Below are 23,666 nucleotides of genomic sequence, written 5' to 3' on the forward strand. Positions count from 1 at the left end.
TATTAATGTGCACTTCCGCTCCACTGCTGATCACCGGAGAGGTACTTGGCGGTCAGGACCGACAACAGCTCGATCCCGACTTTATTCTCTCCGCCTTCAGGAATGATAAGGTCGGCGTATTTCTTGGACGGCTCGATGAACGCCTCATGCATCGGCTTCACGGTCGTCAAATACTGTGTATGGATGGAACGGATCGTGCGGCCGCGGTCTTCGATATCACGCAGCACCCGGCGCATAATCCGTACATCCGGGTCGGTATCGACAAATACCTTGATGTTCAGCTGCTCTCGCAGCTTCTCGTCGGACAGCACATGCAGTCCTTCGACGATGACGATGTTGTTCGGCATAAGCTCAACGGTCTTGTCCGTAAAACGGGCATGAACCGTAAAATCATACACCGGGGCATAAGCAACTTGTCCCGATTTCAGACAATGAAGATGCTCAATCAGCAGCTCCGTGTCAAAAGCCAGCGGATGATCGTAATTAATCGCTCCGCGTTCCTCGAAGCTGAGAGAGGAATGGTCTTTATAGTAGTTATCCTGGGATATGAACGTTACTTTGTCTGTTCCAAGACGGTCAATAACGGAGCGGGCTACAGTAGTTTTGCCGGAACCGGTCCCGCCTGCGATACCAATAATAAGCATGGTGTTGTAATAAACCTCCCTAAGCAATTGCCTTTGCAATTCCAATATTGTAGCACAGCGCAGGACTTATTTCACCTTGGATACCGGGAATAAACCGTGAATTTTTGAAAAAAATCAGGTTTTTTGCCGGGGAATGCTATAATTCTAGAACATTACTTAATAACAGTATACCCGAAAGGAGTAATCACTCTTTATGCACGAACAGAAAACATTACTGGAGGCCTATAATTCTGCTTCCATTCAGCTGGCCGGACACGGAAAACGGGATGTAGAGGTGCTCAAGCATGCCTTTGCTGATATAGCGGGAGATCTATCCAGCGATATGTACGGCAGCGGTGCGGTCATCGAGGATTTTCAGGCGGAGATGGCAGGTGTGCTGGGAAAAGAGGCGTCGGTATTTTTTCCGAGCGGAACGATGGCTCAGCAGATTGCCCTCCGGATCTGGTCTGACCGCAAGGGGCTGAAGACGGTAGCCTATCACCCTCTCTGCCACCTGGAGATTCATGAGCAGGACGGGCTGAAGGAGCTGCATCACATTAAGCCGATTCTGCTGGCGGACAAGGACCGCCTGATTACCCTGGACGATGTCCGCAGCATCGGAGAGGACATCGCCTGTCTGCTGCTGGAGCTGCCGCAGCGGGAAATCGGCGGCCAGCTGCCGGAATACGCCGAGCTTGAAGCGATCTCCGCTTACTGCCGGGAGCAGGGCATTATCCTGCATCTGGACGGGGCACGGCTGTTTGAGGTGCTGCCTTACTACGGCAAGACGGCGGCAGAGGTCTGTGCGCTGTTCGACAGCGTATATATCTCTTTGTACAAAGGCATTGGCGGCATCGCCGGGGCCATCCTGGCGGGCAGTGAAGACTTCACGGAGGAATCGAAGATCTGGAAACGGCGGCACGGCGGTGATCTGATCAGCCTGTATCCGTATATCCTTCCGGCCCAGGTTTATTTCCGCCAGCGGGCCGGCAAAATGGGCCAGTATTACGAAGACGCTAAAGAGCTTGCGGCGCTGTTCAACGGCTGCAGCAAAGTATCCACCCTTCCGCAGGTGCCGGTGTCGAACATGTTCCATGTCCATTTTGCCTTATCCAAGGCACAGGTTGAGCCGGTTCTGATCCGGCTAAGTCAGCAGGCCGGCGTAGGCCTTGCCGCACGGCTGAAGGAGACCGGTCTAGACTCCTGCTCCTATGAGCTGAGCATCGGCGACCTGTACAGCGGCATACCTAAAGCCAAGCTGAAAGAGACGTTTGAGCTGCTGGACCGGCTGCTGCAGGAAGTGTAATTTAGGAAGTCTGATTTAAATTTGATAGACTGCCGAATAGCTGCACAATGTACAACTAAAACCAGCAAATATCTGCTCATGCAGCATATAACTGCAGTCTGTGCAACTAAATCTGCCTAGTTCAGCCTGAAACAACATTTTGAGCCCGTTTAGTTGTACAAACTACAATTAAACGGGCTTTTTATAAAAAATCAGCCATTTTAGTTGCACAAAGGAGACAATTTCATAATTCAAAACCCTTGCTACGCCTGGTTTTTTTGAGTATAGAAAAAGGAGTACCTCCCCAAGTTCTCGAAGTTATAGGCGACCAAACCGACACCCGAGAACAAAAAAAGGAGGTAATCCCTATCTACTCTATTCGACAAGAAGAGCTGTTTTCCTTCGAGGAATTGCTCCAAATGCGCCCGGAAGATAAATATAGTCAAATCTTTGAACACTTAAACCTGGCTCCGGTCCTTCACGTACTCCGGAAAAAGAACCATCGTGGACGGCCACAGGAGCTAAACCTCCCTGCCATGATCTACTCGCTGCTCATCTCAAAAATGGAGGGCATTGAGTTTGTTTCTTCTCTGGTTAGACGCCTTAAGCACAGCGAGGAATTTCGGGTGCAGTGCCGGTTTACCGGCTCAAACCCTATTCCGAGCAAGGCTTCATACTCCCGTCTAATTTCTGCGCTTGAGCAAACGGGAATGCTTGAGCAACTGCAGGATAGCTTGGTGCTGTCTGCCATGGAAGAAGGCTTTATTACGGGCACGCACCTTGCCGTTGATTCCTCCATTGTTGAGGCTTGGGATTGCCAATTCAGTGAATCTGCGTCGAAACGCCGAGCGGCCCGCCGTACCAAAAAGCCAAGTGAAACGCCAGAAATTCAGCAACTGGAGTTCGAGAATGTCGAGCCAGAGCCTCAGCCAGCGAACGAACCGCTTAAAAAACCAGTCTACCGACGTGGGCGGGCTTCTGCGGAAGAAAAAGAGCGCCGGCGTCTAGAACGGGAAGCTTATGAAAAGACTCTAGCACCCTTTGAGAAAACGATTGAAGCGATGCTGCCTTACACCTATGACGAGCTCCTGAACACGATCCCCCGGCACGCTGCACGCTTTGACAAGAAAAATACGAAGGGCAGACTCACCAGTTATTACGGATTTAAGGCGAACGTACTGGTCGATGCGGATTCTCAGTATGTGCTAAGCGGTGTTTTTAGTTCGGCGAATCTGAATGACCAGCGGATGGCCGTCCTGCTTCTAAAGGGGCTACACCTGAAGTTTCCTGGGCTGAAGGTGAAGCATGTCTTGGGCGACAAAGGGTATGACAGTTCGGCCATTTACCAGTTGATTCATTCCTTAGGCGCTTTTCCTATTATTAAAATGATTCACCACAAAAAACCGCCCGAGGGGATGAACCAGGATTACACCCCTGTGTGCTCGCAGGGACACGCCTACCGTTACGACAGTTTCGATACCAAATACGAAACGCTGCGTTACACCAGGCCCAACCATTGCAAAGACTGTCCGTTTTCTGCATCCGGCTGCCAAAAAGTGTTTAAGATTCGAATCCAAACCGATTTGCGGAAGCACGCTTACCCAGCAAGAGGGAGCGAGAGCTTTAGGCAACTGTATAACAAACGAACGGCTGTAGAACGTGTTTTTGCCTACCTCAAAGAGTATTTTGGGATGAAGCGCACACGTCACCGCGGCGTCCGGGCAAGTGTCGATTTCCAGCTCAGCACATTGGCCTACAATTTGAGTAAGTTTGCGCTAGACAAGTTGAACAAGCAGTTGAGTAACTCCCAGCAAGTGGCCTAACTTTTTTAAAAAACAAACTCAGATTTTGGCCCAGTCTTGCTATCCAGCAAACTGAATTATGAAATTGACTCCAAAGTGCAGTTAAACACATGGTGTATCAGACTAACTGTAGCTTAAACCAATACACTTAGCCCTCCAGCAGCAATATTTTATTCCCGTCCAAATCAAGCAGCGGCAGTTCCTTGCCTCCCCATACGGCAGTCACTGGAGGCTCCAGCTGAACGCCTTTTCCGCTCAATTCAGCATACGTCCGGTCCAGATTATCACAAGAGAATACAAAGTTAACCTTGCCTTCGCTGGACTTACCCCATTTATTCTCATCCCAGATTACGATTACTGGAGCTTCCTTAAGGAAGCCTAAAGAGACGCCGTCATAATGCTCATCAGGCTCTATTACGGGTATCCCTAGTTGCAAATGGTAGAATTCTACCAATGCCTTCGGGTCTTTGGAAGAGATGTTAACACACTGATATTTAATAATCATACTGCAGCCTCCCGGGTCTCGAATGGTTTATACGCATTCTTCTATTCTGCCTATTGTTTATTTTTTACATTATCTAACTTTTTTATTTTGATAAATGACATATGTTACGAAAAAAAAAGACACCCATGGAGTGTCCTAACAGCGTACGCTTAAAATTTGTCATGCCCGGAGAGCATCTGCTCCAAACCGCTCATGTCTGGCTCCCCAAAACAACCTTCCGCATCGGGCCGGTAACAATCTGCTTCTCATCCGCATTCATGCTGAAGGTCCACATGGTGGCTGCGTACAGCACGGAGTACAGGAAGACATACAGGCCGAGCTGGAGATAGGAGCCGATGTTTACGTAGGTCAGCAGGTATCCGCATACGAGGCCGAGCAGTATTACCGGAGTGAAGACCTTGATGATCTCCTTCCAGAAATAGAAGATGTCAAATTTCAGCTTATATCTATAGTAGATATTATTCAGAACCACGTTAACGATCATGCCGGCAGCCGTAGCAATCGCACAGCCTGTGATGCCCCAGACCCGGATGAACAGCAGCGTCAGAATGATTTTGAGAATGGCAATGGAAAAATAGATCAAAGCCTTAACCTTGTGCCTGTTCATCGCTTCCAGCATCGTGGCGAACAGCGACTGGACGATCGACGTGATCTGCGGAATGATGATGATCAGCGCGATCGTGTACGCGTACCGGTAGCCTTCGCCCAGCCAGATCAGAATGAACACCTGACCGAACAGCACAAACCCTGACACGATATAGCCGACAATGAGCGCCTGGATTCTGCCGATCCGGACGAGTTCAACCATCAGCCGGGCCTGATCCGCGCCTTTGACAATCATTTTGGTAAGCTTGGGCAGGTAAAAGCTGGACAGCACATTGGAAAAGTTCATAATGTACGTGTTCAGCTGGGTGGAAATGGCATAAATCGCAATCGGAGTAGCGCCCAGGAACATACCGATAATCAGCGGATCGGCGTTCGTATAGAGCTGAAAGGCAATCGATGACAGCAATATGTAGGAAGAATAACTGAATACTTCCTTGAACAGCTTGGTGTCAAAAGTGTTGAACTTGACGATCATCTTCATCTTAAACCGGCAGACAAAGAAGTTAGCCAGGCCGATGGTGATGTTCAGTCCAAGGGCAACGGAAACCATCCCCACCGATCTCAGACCCATGAACAGCACCAATACCATCATCGCCGGAGAAATAACAACTCTCAGCAGATTGATGATTTTCAGATAAACAAACCGTTCGTAGGCGGTAATAATCGAGCTGTAAATATTCATCGGGAAGGAAATAGCCACATTGACCGCAGCGATGACGAAGATGGTTTTGAGGATGCTGAGCTCAGATGGATTCAGACTGGTGAAAAGAGAGTCAAAATTAAACACCAGAATCAGGCTGGCCAGCAGGGCAAGCAGACCGATTCCCGAAAACAAAACCAGAAACATCCCGTTGATGTTCCGCTGGCCGTTTGTATCATTTTCCGAGATGAACTTGGAGTTGAACCGCACAACCGCACTGCCGAAGCCGAGGTCCAGCAGCACGATATAGGCGATAATGGAATTCACCAGTGAATATAGCCCGTATTCCGATTTTCCCAGGGTTGAAACGATATAAGGCGTCGAGCCCAGGGAAATGATCACACCCAGAAAGACTGAGAGATAGGTAATAATAGCAGCAAGTTTTATATTGGTTTTCAAGGCTACATCGCTTCCTCGCTACAGAAATGTCGTGGTGGATGCTCTAAGCTGTCACGGTAGATGAAGTTGAGAATGAATCCGTGTTAGCCGACAAGGCTTCAACAATCTGATTATAGTGTTCGGTTGAAAAATCATTGTTGTACCGCGGAGCCGGAATCTGGCTTAATTCTTCAATTAATTCCGGAATTTGATTGATATCGTTAGTAAACTTGATATAACCGAGATGCTTGATCCATTCGTAGCTGCCTACGACCTTATAGTTATAATTGCCAAGTGCAATACACGGAGTAGAGGTAATAGCCGCAAAAATCATCCCGTGCAGCCGGTCTGTAATCACAAGCTCTGCCTCTTTAAACTGGTTCCATAAGGTGTACAGCTCGTGCTCCCGTTCTTCAACCGTGATATAACGCACTATGCAGGTGTCAGAATAGGTAAGCTTGTCAAAAGCCTGCGAGGCGCTGTTATGGATTTGCTGCTTTTCAGCCTCATTAAAAATCCCTTCTTTATCCGCCCGGATACACATAAGGGCTCCGCTGCGCACTCTTTGCGGCTCGGTAATGTCCAGCGACATTACAATATCCGGAGTCAATAAAACATCGTTGTTTTTGAAATGCTCCTTCATAATTCCGTACGATGTCTTTTCTCTGGCTACCAGAGTCAGATCCTTGTGGGCGTTGTAGAGGGCTTTTGTTTTTTTGAGCTCCTGGCGGCCATGCTCGGTATCTCCGAAGTAGATGGTTTGAGGGAAAAGGATGATTTTGTTATTGGGGAAACTGCTGATAATCTTTCTGCGGACTTCTTCTTCTCTAAAATATTCAATGCCGAAATTTCCGCCGCCCTGGAGCGCGAAGATATCATCAGGGGTAGAATACTCCATCAGGCATTTCCAGTTAGAGGTCAGCCTGTCGGCAACAATCTCTATTAGCGTGTAATCGGGAAAAGCCTTTTGAAGGAAATTCATCTGCGCCATCGTTATGGCGTGGTCGCCAAGGTTGTCGTGTTCCGGAGAGCCGACTACAAAGATGGCCTTCGATTTATTCCTGTACAGGTCTCTGTTGGCCATATAGCCTCGGAAATAACGGTAAAATTCATTATTGCTCACATAATTCCGGAAGGACAGCGGCAGCATCTTATGGATAATGTTGGTCATGTCAGGTTACTTCCCTTCACACGAAGTTTGGATTGATACAGGACTCTATATGTGTTGGAGCTTGTCAGAATAAGCAAAGTGGCTAGTTTCATCTGCTTGCTGATACTTTTGTTGCGCATTACCGCTTTAAGATGTTTGCTGAAAAAGCTGCCCAGCTCGGCGATATATTCCTTGTTGGCCCTGTTTTCTCCGGCGATCATCTGGAGATTGCACAGCTCAATGCCCTCGGTCACGTTCCTGGCCAGGGATTTTTCAATCGCTTCAGGGTAGTTTTTATGCTTGATATCCTCATACAGTTCCTTCCAGGCGCAGATCCGGTCATAATACTTTTTATTAGTCATCTTGCCTGTAATGCTGTCGCCTCTGCGCAGGTACAGATATTTGGGCGAATCCAGGGAAACAACCTTCTCTGCCTGCAAAAATAGCTTATAAGTTGCGAACATGTCCTCGAAGTATCTGCCGACCGGATATCTTACCTTTGCGAACAGCTCCGCCTTATACAGCTTATCCCAGGCCAGATTCTTGATCTCGGTATCCTCCAGCAGTTTCTTGAAGGCTTCTTCATTACTATAGACACGGACTTCATGGGAGAATTCCTTGTCTATATACACACCGTCTTCAACCTCAGTATGACCGCACACTGCTATATCTGCGTCATGGGCAGTGATCAGTCCATGCAGCGCTTCGAACATATCGGGCTCAATCCAGTCATCGCTGTCTACAAATCCGATATATTTGCCTGCGGCACTATCAATGCCGTAATTGCGGGCGTCCGACAGGCCGCCATTCTGTTTGTGGATGACCTTAACCCGGGAGTCCAGCTCTTTATAACGTTCGCAGATTTCGCCGCAATTGTCAGGAGAGCCATCGTTTACAAGAATCAGTTCGAAGTCTCTGAAGGTCTGTGCGAGGATGGAATCGACACACTTGCGCAAATACATTTCAACTTTATAGATAGGCACAATGATGCTTATCTCCGGTTTCATGCAACAATCACTTCCTTTCAAAATAACGGATGACTGGGCCAGAGACAGAAGTGTCAACAAGATTGCGCTGTACATACATGGTTAGCCAGGCACAATGATTTGTAATTATATTACTATCACAGTTAAAAGATTGTATATACTACTTTAGTTTACTTATAACTGTTTAATTCAAGGCAAAAAGGGCGTTCCAGTGCCGTAATTTACCGGCTGGAACGCCCTTTATTTTAAAGAAATCTATAGGTTTAGCTGATTTCTATGGTCAGTGAGCTGTTAAACTGGCTGCTCTGAGGCAGGGTTATAATCCCCGTTTTGTCCTTCAGCTCTCCGGTGAAATCCTCCCCGTCCGCGATCCCCTGCCATGGCTCAATGCAGACGAAGGGGGCATTTTTCGGCTGCCAGAGGCCGAGGTCCGGGAAGCTCTTGGAGGTAACAGTAACGCTTTTGCCGCTAAGCTTGCTTTTGAGTGCAATGGTGCGGGACTTCACATCCCGGAAGACCAACGCCCCGTCAAAAAACATCTCATGGGAGAGCGGCAGAAGCTGTCCGTTGTCCAGCACGGTCTCGCTTTTGCCGCTGATGACGAGGCCGGCATCGCTCAGGAACAGCCGTTCCAGCTGCTCGTGTTCAGAGAACTCCAGAACATAATCAGTGATGGTACCCTGCCCGTCCAGCGGGCAATTAAAGGCCGGATGGGTACCCAGCTGGAACAGGATTTCCTGTTCATCATTATTCTCCACGCGGTAGCTGATCTCAAGGGTGTTTCCGCTCAAAATGTAGGTGAGAATCAGATTGAACCGGTACGGATAGCTCGCCAGTGTCTGTTCATTGTACGAAAGCTGGAAGACAGCCTGCGTATCTGTAGCTTCAATAAGGGTGAATTCACTGCGTCTGGCAAAACCGTGATTGCCAATGCTGTAGGTGTTGCCGCCTGTCCGGATTTCTCCGCCGCGGGCTGCCCCGATAATCGGGAACAGTACAGGCGAACGGCCTGTCCAGAATTCTGCATCGCCGCTCCAGATATATTCATTGCCGGTAGCTAGCAGTTTGAAGCTGCTCAGCTCAGCTCCTAGCGAGTTAATGACGGCTTCGGCCGTGCCGCTGCGCAGTGTGGTATACATTTGCCAAATCCCCTTCCGTTGTTATATAGAGTCCATCCTGTGTTCATGTTATAGCAGCTCATATTCTACCAAACTCTTCCGCCATGTTCTAACAAAACGTGAATACTTACCAAAAAACATTATTACAGACTGTACAATGACTATAAACCGCATTGGTATAACATATAAAGAAAGCAATAATCACATATTTGCCCGAAGCGGAGGGAAACATAACATGCAAATGCAGCAGGTTTTGGTTAACGGCGAAAGACTGAAGGATACAATTGAGGCTTTTGCCGATTTTGGGCGTACGGATCACAATGGTGTGACCAGGCTGTCGCTGTCGGAGCAGGATGTGCTGGTACGGGGGTACTTTCGGTCCTGCTGTGAAGAGCTGGGGATGACGGTCAAGATTGATGATATGGGCAATATGTATGCAACGCTTGCCGGCAGTGAGAATGGCCCGCCTGTAGTCATCGGTTCGCATCTCGATACAGTGAAAAAGGGCGGCAGATTCGACGGGGTACTAGGTGTAATAGCCGGGCTTGAGGTGGTAAGAACACTGGTTGACCATGGTATTACGCCCCGTCTCCCGGTAACGGTGATGAACTTCACCAATGAGGAAGGAGCACGCTTCGAGCCTTCGATGATGGCCTCTGGTGTGCTGTCCGGCAAGTTCGACAAGGCAGCCATGCTGCAGAAGAAGGACCCGGAAGGGACGACCTTTGAAGAGGCGCTGCTGGCCAGCGGCTATGCCGGGGAGGCGCAGAACCGGATTACAGAGGCCACGGCTTATCTTGAGCTGCATATTGAACAGGGGCCGGTGCTGGAGCGTGAGCAGCTTACGATCGGTCTGGTGGACTGCGTGGTCGGCATGGCCTGTTACGAAATTGAAGTGACGGGCGAATCGGACCATGCCGGAACAACGCCGATGGATATGCGCAGGGATGCGCTGTTCGCTGCAGCTGATATCATTACTGAACTGCGTGCCAAACTGGGCGGACTTGATTCCGGGCTTGTCTACACGATGGGCCGGATGAATGTGCTGCCGAATATTCATACGGTCATTCCGAATAAGGTGATTTTTACGGTGGAGGCAAGGCATAAGGAGATGGACATCGTCCGTGGGGTAGAGGCAATTATTAACGGCCTGCCGGAGGAAGTGCTGGAATGTACGGTTCAAAAAAGCAAACTATGGGGCCGTGACACGGTCTGGTTTGATCCGAAACTATGCGGCCTTGTTGAGCAGGCGGCTGCCACTCTGGGCTATTCCCGCCGGACAATAGCCAGCGGAGCAGGGCACGATGCCCAGTTCGTAGCCGGATTCCTGCCTTCGGCGATGATTTTCGTGCCCAGCGTGAACGGCAAAAGCCATTGTGAAGAGGAGCTAACCTCCTACGGGGATTGCGAAAAGGGCGTTAATGTTGTGCTGGAGACCGTGCTTGCGGTGCTGCGGGGATAAGGTGTTATTAAACATGACGTATGAATACATTCACAGGTGAGGGCACCGGCTGCGGTGTCCTTTTTCATTTGTTGATAAGCGTGAATGGCCGCGTCCAGCTCCATTGTGTAAAAACACAATCATGGCAGGTAATGTTTTTCTTTTTACCCAAAATGCTGAAATGAACGTTATGTTATGATTCTTGACATAAGAGAATCACACAAGACGGGAGAGATTAACGATGATTATTGGTGTACCTAAAGAGATCAAAAATAACGAAAACCGTGTAGCGATTACCCCTGCAGGTGTTGTCAGCCTGGTAGCTGAAGGCCATAAAGTACTGGTGGAAGCCGGAGCCGGAACAGGCAGCGGATTCCCGAACGAGGAATATACTGCAGCCGGTGCTGAGCTGATTGCAGACGCAGCAACTGTGTGGGCCGCTGCTGAAATGGTCATGAAGGTGAAAGAGCCGCTGGAAAGTGAATATGGCTACTTCCGTCCGGGCCTGATCCTGTTTACTTATCTTCATCTTGCTCCAGAGCCTGCACTTGCCGCAGCGCTGAAAGACAAGGGCGTATTCGCTATCGGCTACGAAACGGTTGTGGACGGCCGCACGCTGCCGCTGCTTACACCAATGAGTGAAGTGGCCGGCCGGATGTCCGTGCAGCTCGGTGCACAATTTCTGCAAAAGAACTACGGCGGACAAGGCATTTTGCTCTCCGGAGTTCCCGGCGTCAGCAGAGGCAAGGTCAGCATTATCGGCGGTGGTGTAGTTGGGACTAACGCTGCAAAAATGGCGATCGGCCTGGGCGCTGAAGTAACGATTATTGACCTGAGCGCAGACAGACTGCGCCAGCTGGACGATATTTTCGGCTCGCAGATCAGCACGCTGATCTCAAATCCGTACAACATTGCCAAGGCTGTAGCTGAAGCCGACCTGCTGGTAGGTGCGGTGCTGATTCCAGGCGCTAAAGCGCCCAGGCTGGTAACCGAAGAGATGGTCAAAGCGATGAAGCCGGGCTCGGTTATCGTTGATGTAGCAATCGACCAGGGCGGTATCGTCGAAACGATTGACCGTGTAACAACCCATGACAATCCGGTATTCGAGAAGCACGGCGTACTGCACTACTCCGTAGCGAATATGCCGGGAGCCGTAGCCAAAACCTCGACCATTGCACTGACCAACGTTACCGTTCCGTATGCACTGCAAATAGCGAATAAAGGTGTATTCCAGGCAATCGAGGATAATGCCGGTCTGAAGAGCGGCGTCAACGTAGCTAACGGAAAAGTCACCTGCCAGGCCGTGGCCGAGGCTCTTGGGGAAGAGTACTTCACGGTAGAGAAAGCAGTAGAGCAGGAGTTCACTCTGATCTAGGATGTACTTAACCTGGGAATTAGAGGGATACAGTAGCATACAGGAACTATAAGGAGCAGAGGGGTAACACTTTTGTGGCCTGGCGGGGGACCGCCGGGCTTTCTTTTTTTTGTATGGGGTCTGCCATCAGCCCCCAGCCGCTAACGGACTGAAATGATCTTATTTTCTCTAAAAAGCTCATTTTATTATGCTAACGGACCACAATGCTCTTATTTGGCCTCAAATGTCCATTTTTAGTCCGGTTATCGGCATATAAGGTCGCTGGTGTCCGTTAGCATCGCCGAAGATCAGATTTGCTGTAAAATAAGCGCATCTGAGTCCGTTACAGCAGCCGGCAGCGTGTCGTCATGTTAAATTACGGAGCACCGCCCGACTATTGGGATACTTTTGACAAATAAATGCTAGACGTGTCAGGTTTTCTCGCACAAAACTATAGCCACTGGCAACTCTGAGTAATATAATGTAAACACCTATACGTACAAGATCCGGTATTTCTCAGGCTGGGGTGGGAACATTGACAGAAGCAGAGGCAGGACCAACGTTTGACCGTTTTTTTGACAGTATGGAATCCCTGGCGGATACCATCAGTGAATCGTTGCAGTCCCAGGTAACGATAGAGGACAGCAACCACCATGTCATCGGCTACAGCTCCCATCAGTTTGAGAGTGATCCGGCACGCATCTCCACGATCATCGGCAAACAGGTGCCGAACACCGTTATCATCGGACTCCGCAAAAAAGGCATTATGCATCAGCTTGAACATACGGCGCATCCGATCCGCATTCCGGCAGTGATGGAGGTTGGCCTTGGACCTCGTCTGGCCATGTGTATCAAGCATCAGCAGGAAATTTTGGGTTATATCTGGGTGGTGGACCGCGGAAATCTGGCGGATGGCTATGCTGAAGGGATTGTAGAGAAGGCTGCTGGTATCGCCGGACGTTATCTGCTGAAGCAGCGCGGCTGGAAAAACAGGCAGGACAAGGCGCTCGAGGATTTTTTCTGGAAGCTGCTGACCTCGCACTATGACAATGAGCCGCGTATACGTCAGGAGGCGGAGAGCTGGTCGATTTTGCTGCCGGAGAGCTATTATATCGGGGTGATCGAGAGCGAACAGACAATTGACGAGTCCTTTGCGCTGCGGCTGCGGCAGACGATCGATGCTTACGGCGGACAGCGGCTGCTATTTATGACGGCTGAGCATAACCGGCTGATTTTGTTGTTTTCGTTTGTGTTTCAGGTGGACGGCGCGGGTATTTTGTCCTCGTTCATGAACAGGCTGCTTGCAGATATGAGCCGGAGCGCGGGCGGGGGGCTTGCAGCAGGGTGCAGTCCGGGATACAAAGAATATATCTCGGCAGCAACCGCCTACCGTGAAGCGCTGTCTGTGCTGGAGATCAAGAAGCTGCTTCCTTATCATGCCCGCAGCCTCATGCTCTATGATGAACTCGGCTTTTGGGCCTTTATTCCGGACATCATTGAACGCAAGCGCAGCCGGACCCGCAGCAGTGCGCTGCTTGAGCCGGTTAAGGCGCATGACCGTGAGCACAAAAGTGATTTTCTTAAGACGATTGCAGTTTATCTGACACTGGACGGGAATCTGAAGGAAGCTGCCGCTTTTTTGCATATCCATACCAACACCCTGATGTACCGGCTGAACCGGATCGCCGAATTGACCGGCAGAAGCCTGAAGGAAACGGACTACCGCACCTCGGTCTATCTGGATCTTTTGACGGAGGAGACGGCACAGGTGAACGGCTGGTTTCAGGAGCGGGGCAGCGGTTCGGCAGCTATATCACCATAATCATGCAGCAGCAAAGTCTGGTCCCGTAGGGGGCTGGGCTTTTTTTGTTGTGCTGCGCACCAATGGACGCCCCGACACGTACAATAACCTATATTTTGTGAAGGAATCAGGAAAGGGGCTGACAGGATGGGGTTAAGCTATGGCTCACCCGGGGGTTTGGATTTTGAACAGAAGATGCGGGCAGAGATACTGGCGGCGGCGAATGTAATGAATGGGGGCGCGACCGACTTTTCCGATTTTAAAAACTCGCGCTGTAATCCGATGTATTGGAACCGCACTGCAGGCGGCGGCTTTGAATTGAAGCCGGGAGTGAGCCCTTCGGCAGCAATTAACGATATTTTTGTAAATGGACAGCTGTATGCGTTTGAATGCGCAATGGCGATGGTGATGATCCTTTACCGGGCGACTATTGCTTCGATCGGGACAGAGGCGTTTGACCGTTATTTTACGGATCTTTACCTGTGGGACTGGAATTATGACAGCAATCTGCAGATGATCACCACGTTCAGCAAATTTGAGATGAAGCCTGGGGACGTCGTGTATTTTAAAAATCCTGATCATGACCCGGAACTGCCGGAGTGGCAAGGGGAGAATGCCATTATGCTGGGTGCCGACCGCTACTACGGACACGGACTGGGCATCAAGAGCGCCGAACAAATGATTGCCTCACTGAACCGGAAAAGAGTGCCGGGCAGCCGGACTTCAGCTTACCTGACCGATGAGGCGCTGCACCCGAATTTCAACTATATCAGTACACTTGCAATAAGGAGCGCTCCCTCCCTCCTGGCAGGAAAAAGCGGACAGAAAGCAATCTTCTCCCGGATCGGTGTAAGAACCTATATTTCGAAATGACGGCTTAGGAGGGTGTATCCCTGCCTGTACGGAATTTGAGCGGATGCACCCCGGTTGTTTTTTTGAACACAGTGCTGAAATAATGGGGGTTTTCATAACCGACGCGCTCGGAAATTTCCATTACTTTAAGATCAGTGGCCAGCAGCAGCTCCTTGGCTTTGTCCATACGGATGCAGGTAATATAGTCGGTTATCGTTTCACCGGTTTCTTTCTTGAAGAGCAGGCTGATATAGTTGGGTGTCAGATATACCTCCTCGGCAATCTTTGTAATGGAGAGCTCGCGGGCGTAGCCTTCCTGAATAATGGTTTTGATCCGGTTAATGGACCGGCTGTTTTTGGATGTGTTTTTACCTGCAACATAAGTACTGAGGTTCCGAAAAAGCTCCAGCATATATGCCTTAAGCTGGGTGAGATTCCTCTGGGCATACAATGTATCCATAATCGTCATCCGGTCCTTCAACACCGCTTCAATATCCTCATCAATCTCGTACAGCGTCCGGGCAGAGGTGAAGATCATCTCGGCGCAGATGCTCTGTACATAACCGATTTGCAGCCGCGGTTCCGACAGCCTGGCGAAAAGGGTATCCAGCAGCTCCAGCACATTATCCGTTTGGCCTGCCTTCAGCTCATTCATCATCCGGGCATGAAAGGTATAGAAAAAAGTGCTCTGCAGCGTCTTTGTCTCAGGCTGGATATCGTTGATATAGAGAACGGAAGCGTGTCCGGTATAAAATTTGTAGGCCAGCGCAGACAACGCTTCTTTATAGGAATCCTCGATCTGTCCGACCAGACTGCAGACACGGCCCAGGCCGATGGAGGCATCCAGCCGCAAATATTCCCGGATGCCGCTGATAATCTGCCCGCAAAGGCTGGTAAGTGATGCAGCCGCAGGGCCCTCCGGTAAACAGAACAGCATAATAAACATATTCTCGCTGGCTACAAAGCTGACCGCGCAAGGGTGTGCCTCCAGACATTCGTCAATAATATTTCCGATCGAAAAATAGAGCAGCTGCTTATACTCCTCCGAGAACTTCGCGACGGCGCCCTGGTAATCATCCAGCTCCAGTACGCCTGCCATTAACGGGTCACCTTGCCTGAAGGGCAGGGCGAAGTACCGGATTTTATCCCAGATTTCCTGCTCATTCCGGTATAATCCGGCAATCAGATTCTGCAGAAATTTCTCGCGCATGAGCGGCATATGATCCTGCAGCTGCTTCTTCAGATGCTCCAGGTTCAGCCGGTTGTCACGTTCATGGTGAATCCGGGCGGTAACCTTCGTGAAAAGCTCCCGGACCTCATCGAGCTTTACAGGCTTTAAGATATAGCCTTCTGCGTTCACCTTCATCGCATTCTGGACATAGGCGAAATCCTGTGCTCCGCTGATGACAATAATTTTGGTAGGGCAATCCGCAGCCTTCAGCTTCTCGGCGACCTGGAGGCCGTTCAGAAAGGGCATCATAATGTCGGTGAACAGAATATCCGGCTTTAGCTCCATACATAGTTCATACGCCTCTTGGCCGTCTGAGGCCTCCCCGATAATCTCGATGCCGAACTCTTCCGGCCACTTGAACACCTGAATCAGACTGCGCCTGATAAACGGCTCATCATCCGCTATGATCATTGTCAACATCTTCATTCACCTCATCCCATGTAGTAACGGCCGGAAACCGGAGCATAGCCAGCAGGCCGGAGTGATCCTCTGTATTGGCATAATAGCGGATGCCATAAGTCTCGCCAAAAAACTGCTGGATTCTCATATGCACATTGCGGATTCCGTACGACTGGCTGCCGGGATTCTGATCGGTCAGCAGCAGATTCAGCCGCCCGGGATCAGCACCGACCCCATCGTCAAATACGGACACGCTGAGAATATCCTGTGTAGCTGCGACCCGTATGCGAATGGTACCTTTGCCGCGGCGCTGCTGAATTCCGTGAATAATCGCATTCTCAACCAGCGGCTGGATGCTTAGCTTAACGACCAGACATTCCAGCAGCTGCGGATCTACCTTCTCAAGCTCATACGAGAGCTTATCCTGGAAGCGGAACTGTTGAATATCAAGATAGCTCTCCACCTGCTTCAGCTCATCGCTCAGCGGAATGATATTTCGTCCTTTGCTCAGACTGTATCTGAAGAAATCCGACAGCGAGGTCACCATGCTGCTGATCTCAGGAACATTGTGGTTAATAGCCAGCCAGTTGATCGAGTCCAGTGTGTTATAGAGAAAGTGGGGATTGATCTGGGCCTGGAGTGTTTTGAGCTCGGCTTCCTTTTTGCGCAGCTCCGTAACATACAGTTTGTCGATCAGCGCCTTAATCTGCTGCAGCAGCTTGTTATAGCGGTTGAATAAATAAGAGAATTCATCCTTGCGCCGGTAGCGGATGATGATATTGAAATTCCCGCTTTCGGCATGGGACATCGACTGGATGAATTTGCGGATCGGTGCCGAAATATTCTCCGACAGCAGCAGGGCCATCATAAGTGATACGAGCATACAAATGCCGATGACAACGTACATCACCCGCTGAAAGGAGGCCAGCTCCCCGTTCAGCTCACTTACCGGTGAGAAGGAGAAGACCGTCCAGCCGGTGGCCTGAATGTTGTGATAGGAGACAAGCGTGTTCTCGCCGCGGATCACATGGCGGAAGGAATGAAAGCTGCCGGAGCCTTCTGCAGCCGGAATGATTTTGCTGAAATAATCCTGGCTGCTGATATTTTGGCCGATTAAGCTCTCATCAGGGCTGATGGCAATGGTCCCCTTCTGGTCAACGATGTAGATGCGGCTGCCGGGGGTGGGCTTGTAATGATTCAGCAGCGTGCTGAATTCGCTCACCGGGATATCGATCGTAAGCAGTCCGGCAAAGGGAAGCTGGGCGTGCCGGATGCCGAACAGGCGCTTGGCGAATTTAATAGTGTACTGCGAATCGAGCGAGCTGAGCCCGACCACGGTGAATTCAGACTTGGCAGGAATGGCGAGATACCAGGGTTTTAGTGAAATCTGATCGATATTGAAGATGCGTCTGGAAAAATTATACTGGGTATATTCCGGGCGGTTCAGCATATAGAGCATCGGTACAAAGCTGCTGCCTGAGGTTCCGCCTGCGGGGAAATTTTCCAGTATTTTATTCAGGGCGGCCAATTCATTAATGATCCCGGAGCTGTCGGTAGGGCGGTTGGAGGAAATTAAGTCGGCAAAGTCGGTGTTGAGGTAGAGGGAGACCATCGAATTGTAGGCACTGGTGAATCTTTGGTCCAGGTTATCCTGTACCAGATTAAGATTGTTCTCAATGGACGTGTTTACGTTGCGGGTGATAATACCGGCCGATTTATTGTATACAGTGACTGATATAATACTTGTTGGAAGAAGGACCAGGAACAGAAAGTAAAGGATTAGACGGCTGCGGATGCTGAAATTGTACAGAAAGAGGGTTTTAGACAGAATGTCGAACCATTTTTTCATGTTGAAGCCTCCCCGGGCCCCGAGAATAATCTTCGCTTGCCATCTATAGGATTGTATTGGTATATATTAAATACTGGAAAATACAACCCAATATATGGTACCCATTGTAAAACGCTGCGCGCCGGGATGTCAACGCAGGAGGTAATGATGAGACGAATCCTCTTCTTTAGTATTGCGGTGTTTGTCTGCGGGCTGGTTGTGTACACAACGGTGTATAACCGTCCGCTGCTGGTTGATTTTGCCCCGGAGCCTGTTCCAGATATGCTGCCGCGCACCCAGATCAGGATTGCCCTGTATGACTGGACGGAGAACCTGGAAGTCAAAAACGCGATTAATCAATATAACAAAACCAACCCGGATGGCATTGAGATCAGCATTATGGATATTTCCACTGATGTGTACGACGATACGCTCAATATGCTGATGACCTCGGGACAGGGACCTGATGTCTTCAGCGTGGACAATGCCTGGCTGGCGACCTATGTGAACAAAGGGTATCTGGTGGACTTAACCTCTGTGCTGGCAGCTGAAGAGTTGGACAGATATCCGGATTGGGCCCGGACCTATGCGGCAAGCTCCTTGTTCAATGGCGGAATGTACTTCATTCCTTCCAGTATTGAGACTGTGCGCCTAATTTACAATAAGCAGCTGTTCCGGGCAGCCGGACTTGATCCGGAGCAGCCGCCGGTTACCTTTGAAGATATGAAGCAGGCTGCCGCCCAGATCAGCCAGGCGGGCGAAGGCGTGAATAAATACGGGTTCGCACTTGCCGCCGGTGACAGCCAGTACAGTCTGCAGACCGCGCTTGAGCTGTCGAACACTTACAGCGGGGTATATCTGTATGATTACCGCAGCGGCTATTATGACCTAAGCGTCTATGAGCCCTGGCTGCGTATGCTGCTGGATATGAAGGCGCAGGGCAGCCTGTATCCCGGGGAGACCCTGCTGAAGCGGAACAGTGCCCTGCGGGAATTCGCAGACGGAAACATCGGCATGATGTATGTAACTAGCAAAGACTATGTTAAATTACAGCAGTATATGCCAAAAGACGACTGGGGCGTTGCGCTCCCGCCGGTAACGAAAGCTTCCAGACAGGGAGCCGGCGCGCTGATGATGATTCCGCATTCTCCGCTTGTTGTGAACAGTTCGGCCGCAGACAGGGAGGCGGCGGTTAAGGTCTGGACCTTCCTGCAGTCAGAGGCGTTTCTGACAATGCTGTTCCACCAGGCGCTGGCGCTTCCGGTCATAGACGGAATCCTAAGTTTGCCGAATCTTGCTCCCGGGCTAGCCCAGTTCAAGGAGTTCTACCCCACCGAGGCAGATTCCATCTATCCGCTGCCGCCGCAGATCATGGATCAGTATGATCCGAGCACCGTCTCCATCGAGCCTAGAAATTCGGGCGACCGCCCGCGGCTGCAGCTGTATCTGCAGATTATCGCGGGCGAGAAAAAATTAGGCGATGCGCTGAGAGAGGAAACCGCACGGCTGAATCAGATGCTGGACATCGCATCGACAGGGTACTCCTTTAAGCATGGGGAATACATCTACCCGCAGTTTGATCCTAAACATCCGCTTTGGGCAGAGAGTATGGTACAGAGCATGACCGAAAAATAACCGGTGAACCAGCTTAAAACATAGCTCAGATACGCTCAGATACATTGAGATTAAAGGTAAGAATAGTAGGGCGGTTACGAAAGCCATCATGGTTTTCTAACCGTCTCTTTATGCTGGTTAGCCAGCCCCATTTATAATGAGTCCGGCCCTTAAGTCCACACCAAAAAGCTCAGCCGGAATATTAGTATATAAATCACTCAGCATGCTGCTAGATTGAGTTGTCCAAGCCATAGAGTAACGGGCTCTTGATAGTGGTGTACAACTGAGAGACGGAAAAAGGCAGGGACTTCACGGGAGTATGCCTCCCGGACAGAATGCCCGGTGCCATTATATTGCTGTGCACAGAATAGAGGAAGCAGCCAAAATTTATTGAGAAAGTGGTGGAGTAATGAGCTTATTTTCAACAGGGCCTGTCGAGAACAATCCGGTCGGCGGGGTGAGACCGACCCAGCAGGTTACGATTAGAATGGATAACCGCAGTTCTGTCTCGGCATCCACAGTATCCGTTCAGGGGTACTACATGAGCGGCGGCGCAAGAGTGCTGTATGTCAGTGAAGCAATCAATATCGATGCGAATCAAGTTGTTACCCTTAGTTATTTTGCGGATCTGGATGCATTTGAATTTGTATTCAACACACCTGCCCAGCCTCCACAGGAGGAGCCGGTTCAAATCTCGTTATGGGGTAAGAGCAGCACGGGCCAGCTGGTAACAGCACACCGGCTCGTATCTGCAGAGCTGCTGGGAGCAGTAACCGGTATAACCGGAGTGACTGGAGCGACTGGTGTGACGGGAGCTACCGGTGTAGGTGTGACCGGAGCAACTGGTGTTACGGGAGCTACCGGAGTAGGCGTGACGGGAGCGACTGGTGTAACGGGAGCTACCGGAGTAGGCGTGACGGGAGCGACTGGGGTTACAGGTGCGACAGGCGCAGGTGTGACGGGAGCAACTGGGGTAACGGGAGCTACCGGAGTAGGTGTGACGGGAGCGACTGGGGTTACAGGTGCGACAGGCGCGGGCGTGACGGGAGCAACTGGTGTAACGGGAGCTACCGGCGTAACGGGAGCGACTGGGGTTACAGGTGCGACAGGCGCGGGCGTGACTGGAGCAACTGGGGTAACGGGAGCTACCGGAGTAGGTGTGACGGGAGCGACTGGGGTAACGGGAGCTACCGGAGTAGGTGTGACGGGAGCGACTGGGGTTACGGGTGCGACAGGTGCGGGCGTGACGGGAGCGACTGGTGTAACGGGAGCTACCGGAGTGGGCGTGACTGGAGCGACTGGGGTAACAGGTGCGACAGGCGCGGGTGTGACGGGAGCAACTGGGGTAACGGGAGCTACCGGAGTAGGTGTGACGGGAGCGACTGGGGTTACCGGTGCGACAGGCGCGGGCGTGACAGGAGCAACTGGTGTAACGGGAGCTACCGGAGTAGGCGTGACGGGAGCGACTGGTGTAACGGGAGCTACCGGAGTAGGCGTGACGGGAGCGACTGGGGTAACGGGAGCTACCGGAGTGGGCGTGACTGGAGCGACTGGGGTAACAGGTGCGACAGGCGCGGGTGTGACGGGAGCGACTGGGGTAACGGGAGCTACCGGAGTAGGCGTGACTGGAGCGACTGGGGTAACAGGTGCGACAGGCGCGGGTGTGACGGGAGCAACTGGGGTAACGGGAGCTACCGGAGTAGGTGTGACGGGAGCGACTGGGGTAACAGGAGCTACCGGAGTAGGTGTGACGGGAGCGACAGGCGCGGGCGTGACAGGAGCAACTGGTGTAACGGGAGCTACCGGAGTAGGTGTGACGGGAGCGACTGGGGTAACAGGTGCGACAGGCGCGGGTGTGACGGGAGCAACTGGCGTTACGGGAGCTACCGGAGTAGGTGTGACGGGAGCGACTGGGGTAACGGGAGCAACAGGTGTTACCGGTGTTACTGGTGCGACCGGCGAGGGCGTGACCGGAGCAACCGGGGTTACCGGTGCGACAGGCGTAGGCGTGACCGGAGCAACCGGGGTTACCGGTGCGACAGGCGTAGGGGTGACCGGAGCAACTGGGGTAACGGGAGCTACCGGAGTAGGCGTGACCGGAGCGACTGGCGTAACGGGAGCAACTGGTGTTACCGGTGTTACCGGCGCGACAGGTATAGGCGTGACCGGAGCAACTGGCGTAACGGGAGCCACCGGTATTACCGGCGTAACCGGGGCAACTGGTATTACTGGTGTAACAGGAGCTACCGGAGCCGGCGTCTCCACCGAAGGGTTCTCGGCATTCCTCTCTACCTTCTCTGTAGCTGCCAGTAGCCAGCTTACAGGCTGGAGTGTAGCGGCACCTTATTTTGACAGTCCAACATTTGATGAAACTACCGGGAACTACACGATTCCGGCGACCGGCCGCTATGCCTTTGAAGCAACGATCAACTACTCAACGACAGCCGCGATTACTATTTCATTGGGCGCGGGCACCAACCCGGCGTTTGTGCTTCGCAGAACTGCCCCGACTACAACGGATCTGGTCACCGGATTATTCCCGCTGCTGAACGTCAACGTGGCGCTTGTCTTAACACTTAGAACAATCTTAGGAAATGGTACTGTCACTCTGGCGGGAGATTTCTCGCTTAACGCGGGCGACGTTATCGGACTGTTCTATGTAGCCAACGGTTTGACGATTCCAATTGATCTTGGCGGGACTTCATCGGGGGTTGTATGGTCTGCTGTTAGATTGACTTAAAGGGTCTCTGTACCAGAGACCGGGGAAGCGAAACAGAGTCACGCAACACTTGTATAGAGCCGCCCGCAATCAGGATCTGCGGGCGGCTTTTTACATGCGAACCGGCATAAAGAGCGCTTCAGGCAAAACTGTATAGATTATCGAACTTTTATTATAGATGGCCTTATTTAGCAAACCTGCCGCTCCGGCTACACTTAAGACATGAGGTGAGAGAATGATGGAATCAGGAGGCGTAGGTGATGGTTACTCAAGGGAAAAGGAGTGCATTAAGCGCAGTACAGAGTCCGCAGGTTGGGCTCCCCGCAAAGAAAAGGACCGTATTGAAGCATCTGCTGAAGCATAAGGTGCTGCTGCTCATGCTGCTGCCGGGCGTTGTCTTTTTGCTCATTAACAATTACCTGCCGATGTTCGGAATTATTATTGCCTTCAAGAACATCAACTACGTGGACGGGATTCTGGGCAGCCCGTGGGTCGGACTGGATAACTTCAGGTTCCTGTTCGCAACCTCGGATGCGTGGATCATTACCCGGAACACGGTGCTGTACAACTTCGTGTTTATTATTCTCAATCTGGTTATTGCGGTTTCGATCGCGATTGCCTTGAATGAGCTGCGGAATAAGCTGGCGGCCAAGTTTTATCAGAGTGTCATGTTCTTCCCGTACTTTTTATCGATGGTCGTTGTGAGTTATCTCGTGTTCGCTTTCCTAAATGTTGAATACGGTTTCATTAATAAAGGTGTACTGGCAATGTTCGGGCTGAGCGAGCTGAACTGGTACTCGGAGCCGAAGTACTGGCCGTTTATTCTGCCACTGATCAACCTCTGGAAAGGGGTCGGCTATGGTTGTGTGATTTACTTGGCGGCCATTGTCGGCATTGATTCCGAATATTATGAGGCTGCGCTGATTGACGGCGCGGGCAAATGGAAGCAGATTCTGCATATCACGGTCCCGCTGATCCGCCCGGTGATCATTATCACGACCATTCTGGCAATCGGCGGAATCTTCCGCTCCGACTTCGGGCTGTTCTACCAGACGACGCTGAACTCCGGGGCGCTGTATCCGACGACACTCGTCATTGATACCTACGTCTATAACGCGCTGATCAACATGGGCAACCTGGGGATGTCGGCAGCGGCGGGTTTATACCAGTCGCTGGTCGGATTTTTCCTGGTGCTGGGCTCGAACTGGATCGTGCGCAAGGTCGACAAGGACCAGGCTGTATTCTAAAAAAGAAGGATCCGGAGGAGAGGTAGG

17 protein-coding genes are annotated in these 23,666 nt (G+C 51.1%); 9 read left to right on the plus strand and 8 right to left on the minus strand.

Annotated features, from left to right (window positions below; all coding sequences use genetic code 11):
- Positions 1 to 2: 2 nt before the first annotated feature.
- Positions 3 to 644 carry a uridine kinase gene (udk, locus tag NST84_RS01220; protein WP_342563861.1) on the minus strand — a complete coding sequence of 214 codons (642 nt, stop codon included), beginning with the start codon at positions 642 to 644 and terminating at the stop codon, positions 3 to 5.
- A gap of 193 nt (positions 645 to 837) precedes the next feature.
- Here udk and NST84_RS01225 point away from each other — a divergent pair, with 193 nt between their 5' ends.
- A complete protein-coding gene (locus NST84_RS01225) occupies positions 838 to 1,929 on the plus strand; it encodes a beta-eliminating lyase-related protein (RefSeq protein ID WP_342563862.1) in 1,092 nt (363 codons plus the stop codon).
- A 257-nt stretch (positions 1,930 to 2,186) separates the two neighbouring features.
- Positions 2,187 to 3,731 carry a transposase gene (locus NST84_RS01230; protein WP_342563863.1) on the plus strand — a complete coding sequence of 515 codons (1,545 nt, stop codon included), beginning with the start codon at positions 2,187 to 2,189 and terminating at the stop codon, positions 3,729 to 3,731.
- Positions 3,732 to 3,858: 127 nt separating this feature from the next.
- Here NST84_RS01230 and NST84_RS01235 read toward each other — a convergent pair whose 3' ends face one another.
- The 5 genes from NST84_RS01235 to NST84_RS01255 all read right to left on the minus strand — a co-directional run bounded on the left by NST84_RS01235 (position 3,859) and on the right by NST84_RS01255 (position 9,174).
- Positions 3,859 to 4,215 (minus strand): VOC family protein, encoded by a 357-nt coding sequence (locus NST84_RS01235; protein ID WP_342563864.1) that lies wholly within the window; start codon positions 4,213 to 4,215, stop codon positions 3,859 to 3,861.
- Positions 4,216 to 4,405: 190 nt separating this feature from the next.
- Positions 4,406 to 5,920, minus strand: coding sequence for an oligosaccharide flippase family protein (locus tag NST84_RS01240; RefSeq protein ID WP_342563865.1), 1,515 nt, complete (start codon positions 5,918 to 5,920; stop codon positions 4,406 to 4,408).
- 43 nt (positions 5,921 to 5,963) lie between these two features.
- Complete coding sequence (locus NST84_RS01245) at positions 5,964 to 7,070, minus strand: polysaccharide pyruvyl transferase family protein (RefSeq protein ID WP_342563866.1); 1,107 nt, start codon at positions 7,068 to 7,070, stop codon at positions 5,964 to 5,966.
- The gene (locus NST84_RS01250) at positions 7,067 to 8,056 is read right to left on the minus strand and encodes a glycosyltransferase (protein WP_342563867.1); all 990 of its coding nucleotides are present in this window, start codon (positions 8,054 to 8,056) and stop codon (positions 7,067 to 7,069) included. The genes NST84_RS01245 and NST84_RS01250 overlap by 4 nt, the downstream gene beginning before the upstream one ends.
- 242 nt (positions 8,057 to 8,298) lie before the next feature.
- Positions 8,299 to 9,174 carry an aldose 1-epimerase family protein gene (locus NST84_RS01255; protein ID WP_342563868.1) on the minus strand — a complete coding sequence of 292 codons (876 nt, stop codon included), beginning with the start codon at positions 9,172 to 9,174 and terminating at the stop codon, positions 8,299 to 8,301.
- A 214-nt stretch (positions 9,175 to 9,388) separates the two neighbouring features.
- Between NST84_RS01255 and NST84_RS01260 the strand changes: the two genes are divergently transcribed.
- From NST84_RS01260 to NST84_RS01275, 4 genes are all read left to right on the plus strand, one after another.
- Positions 9,389 to 10,615, plus strand: a complete 1,227-nt coding sequence (locus tag NST84_RS01260; RefSeq protein ID WP_342563869.1) for a Zn-dependent hydrolase — start codon at positions 9,389 to 9,391, stop codon at positions 10,613 to 10,615.
- Positions 10,616 to 10,835: 220 nt separating this feature from the next.
- Positions 10,836 to 11,969, plus strand: coding sequence for an alanine dehydrogenase (gene ald, locus NST84_RS01265; protein WP_342563870.1), 1,134 nt, complete (start codon positions 10,836 to 10,838; stop codon positions 11,967 to 11,969).
- Between the two features lie 505 nt (positions 11,970 to 12,474).
- Entirely contained in the window at positions 12,475 to 13,770 is a 1,296-nt protein-coding gene (locus NST84_RS01270) for a helix-turn-helix domain-containing protein (RefSeq protein ID WP_342563871.1), read from the plus strand.
- A gap of 126 nt (positions 13,771 to 13,896) precedes the next feature.
- On the plus strand, positions 13,897 to 14,622 hold the full coding sequence (locus NST84_RS01275) for a protein-glutamine gamma-glutamyltransferase (RefSeq protein ID WP_342563872.1): 726 nt from the start codon (positions 13,897 to 13,899) through the stop codon (positions 14,620 to 14,622).
- Between the two features lie 4 nt (positions 14,623 to 14,626).
- On the opposite strand, the gene NST84_RS01280 is transcribed toward NST84_RS01275, so the two are convergent.
- Positions 14,627 to 16,258 (minus strand): response regulator, encoded by a 1,632-nt coding sequence (locus NST84_RS01280; protein WP_342563873.1) that lies wholly within the window; start codon positions 16,256 to 16,258, stop codon positions 14,627 to 14,629.
- Positions 16,227 to 18,080 (minus strand): sensor histidine kinase, encoded by a 1,854-nt coding sequence (locus NST84_RS01285; protein WP_342563874.1) that lies wholly within the window; start codon positions 18,078 to 18,080, stop codon positions 16,227 to 16,229. The genes NST84_RS01280 and NST84_RS01285 overlap by 32 nt, the downstream gene beginning before the upstream one ends.
- 147 nt (positions 18,081 to 18,227) lie before the next feature.
- Here NST84_RS01285 and NST84_RS01290 point away from each other — a divergent pair, with 147 nt between their 5' ends.
- The 3 genes from NST84_RS01290 (at position 18,228) to NST84_RS01300 (ending at position 23,639) form a co-directional block, all read left to right on the plus strand.
- Entirely contained in the window at positions 18,228 to 19,694 is a 1,467-nt protein-coding gene (locus tag NST84_RS01290; protein WP_342563875.1) for an extracellular solute-binding protein, read from the plus strand.
- A gap of 388 nt (positions 19,695 to 20,082) precedes the next feature.
- Positions 20,083 to 22,413 (plus strand): collagen-like protein, encoded by a 2,331-nt coding sequence (locus NST84_RS01295; protein ID WP_342563876.1) that lies wholly within the window; start codon positions 20,083 to 20,085, stop codon positions 22,411 to 22,413.
- A 239-nt stretch (positions 22,414 to 22,652) separates the two neighbouring features.
- Positions 22,653 to 23,639, plus strand: a complete 987-nt coding sequence (locus tag NST84_RS01300; protein ID WP_342563877.1) for an ABC transporter permease subunit — start codon at positions 22,653 to 22,655, stop codon at positions 23,637 to 23,639.
- Positions 23,640 to 23,666: the final 27 nt, after the last annotated feature.

It is taken from the genome of Paenibacillus sp. FSL R7-0345 (assembly GCF_038595055.1).
GTDB lineage: Bacteria > Bacillota > Bacilli > Paenibacillales > Paenibacillaceae > Paenibacillus_AQ.

Bases quoted from the DNA above. Each gene is read 5' to 3' on its own strand.
- udk (WP_342563861.1), bottom strand. From the start codon at position 644: ATGCTTATTATTGGTATCGCAGGCGGGACCGGTTCCGGCAAAACTACT.
- NST84_RS01225 (WP_342563862.1), top strand. From the start codon at position 838: ATGCACGAACAGAAAACATTACTGGAGGCCTATAATTCTGCTTCCATT.
- NST84_RS01235 (WP_342563864.1), bottom strand. From the start codon at position 4,215: ATGATTATTAAATATCAGTGTGTTAACATCTCTTCCAAAGACCCGAAG.
- NST84_RS01245 (WP_342563866.1), bottom strand. From the start codon at position 7,070: ATGACCAACATTATCCATAAGATGCTGCCGCTGTCCTTCCGGAATTAT.
- NST84_RS01250 (WP_342563867.1), bottom strand. From the start codon at position 8,056: ATGAAACCGGAGATAAGCATCATTGTGCCTATCTATAAAGTTGAAATG.
- NST84_RS01255 (WP_342563868.1), bottom strand. From the start codon at position 9,174: ATGTATACCACACTGCGCAGCGGCACGGCCGAAGCCGTCATTAACTCG.
- NST84_RS01260 (WP_342563869.1), top strand. From the start codon at position 9,389: ATGCAAATGCAGCAGGTTTTGGTTAACGGCGAAAGACTGAAGGATACA.
- ald (WP_342563870.1), top strand. From the start codon at position 10,836: ATGATTATTGGTGTACCTAAAGAGATCAAAAATAACGAAAACCGTGTA.
- NST84_RS01275 (WP_342563872.1), top strand. From the start codon at position 13,897: ATGGGGTTAAGCTATGGCTCACCCGGGGGTTTGGATTTTGAACAGAAG.
- NST84_RS01280 (WP_342563873.1), bottom strand. From the start codon at position 16,258: ATGAAGATGTTGACAATGATCATAGCGGATGATGAGCCGTTTATCAGG.
- NST84_RS01285 (WP_342563874.1), bottom strand. From the start codon at position 18,080: ATGAAAAAATGGTTCGACATTCTGTCTAAAACCCTCTTTCTGTACAAT.
- NST84_RS01290 (WP_342563875.1), top strand. From the start codon at position 18,228: ATGAGACGAATCCTCTTCTTTAGTATTGCGGTGTTTGTCTGCGGGCTG.
- NST84_RS01295 (WP_342563876.1), top strand. From the start codon at position 20,083: ATGAGCTTATTTTCAACAGGGCCTGTCGAGAACAATCCGGTCGGCGGG.
- NST84_RS01300 (WP_342563877.1), top strand. From the start codon at position 22,653: ATGGTTACTCAAGGGAAAAGGAGTGCATTAAGCGCAGTACAGAGTCCG.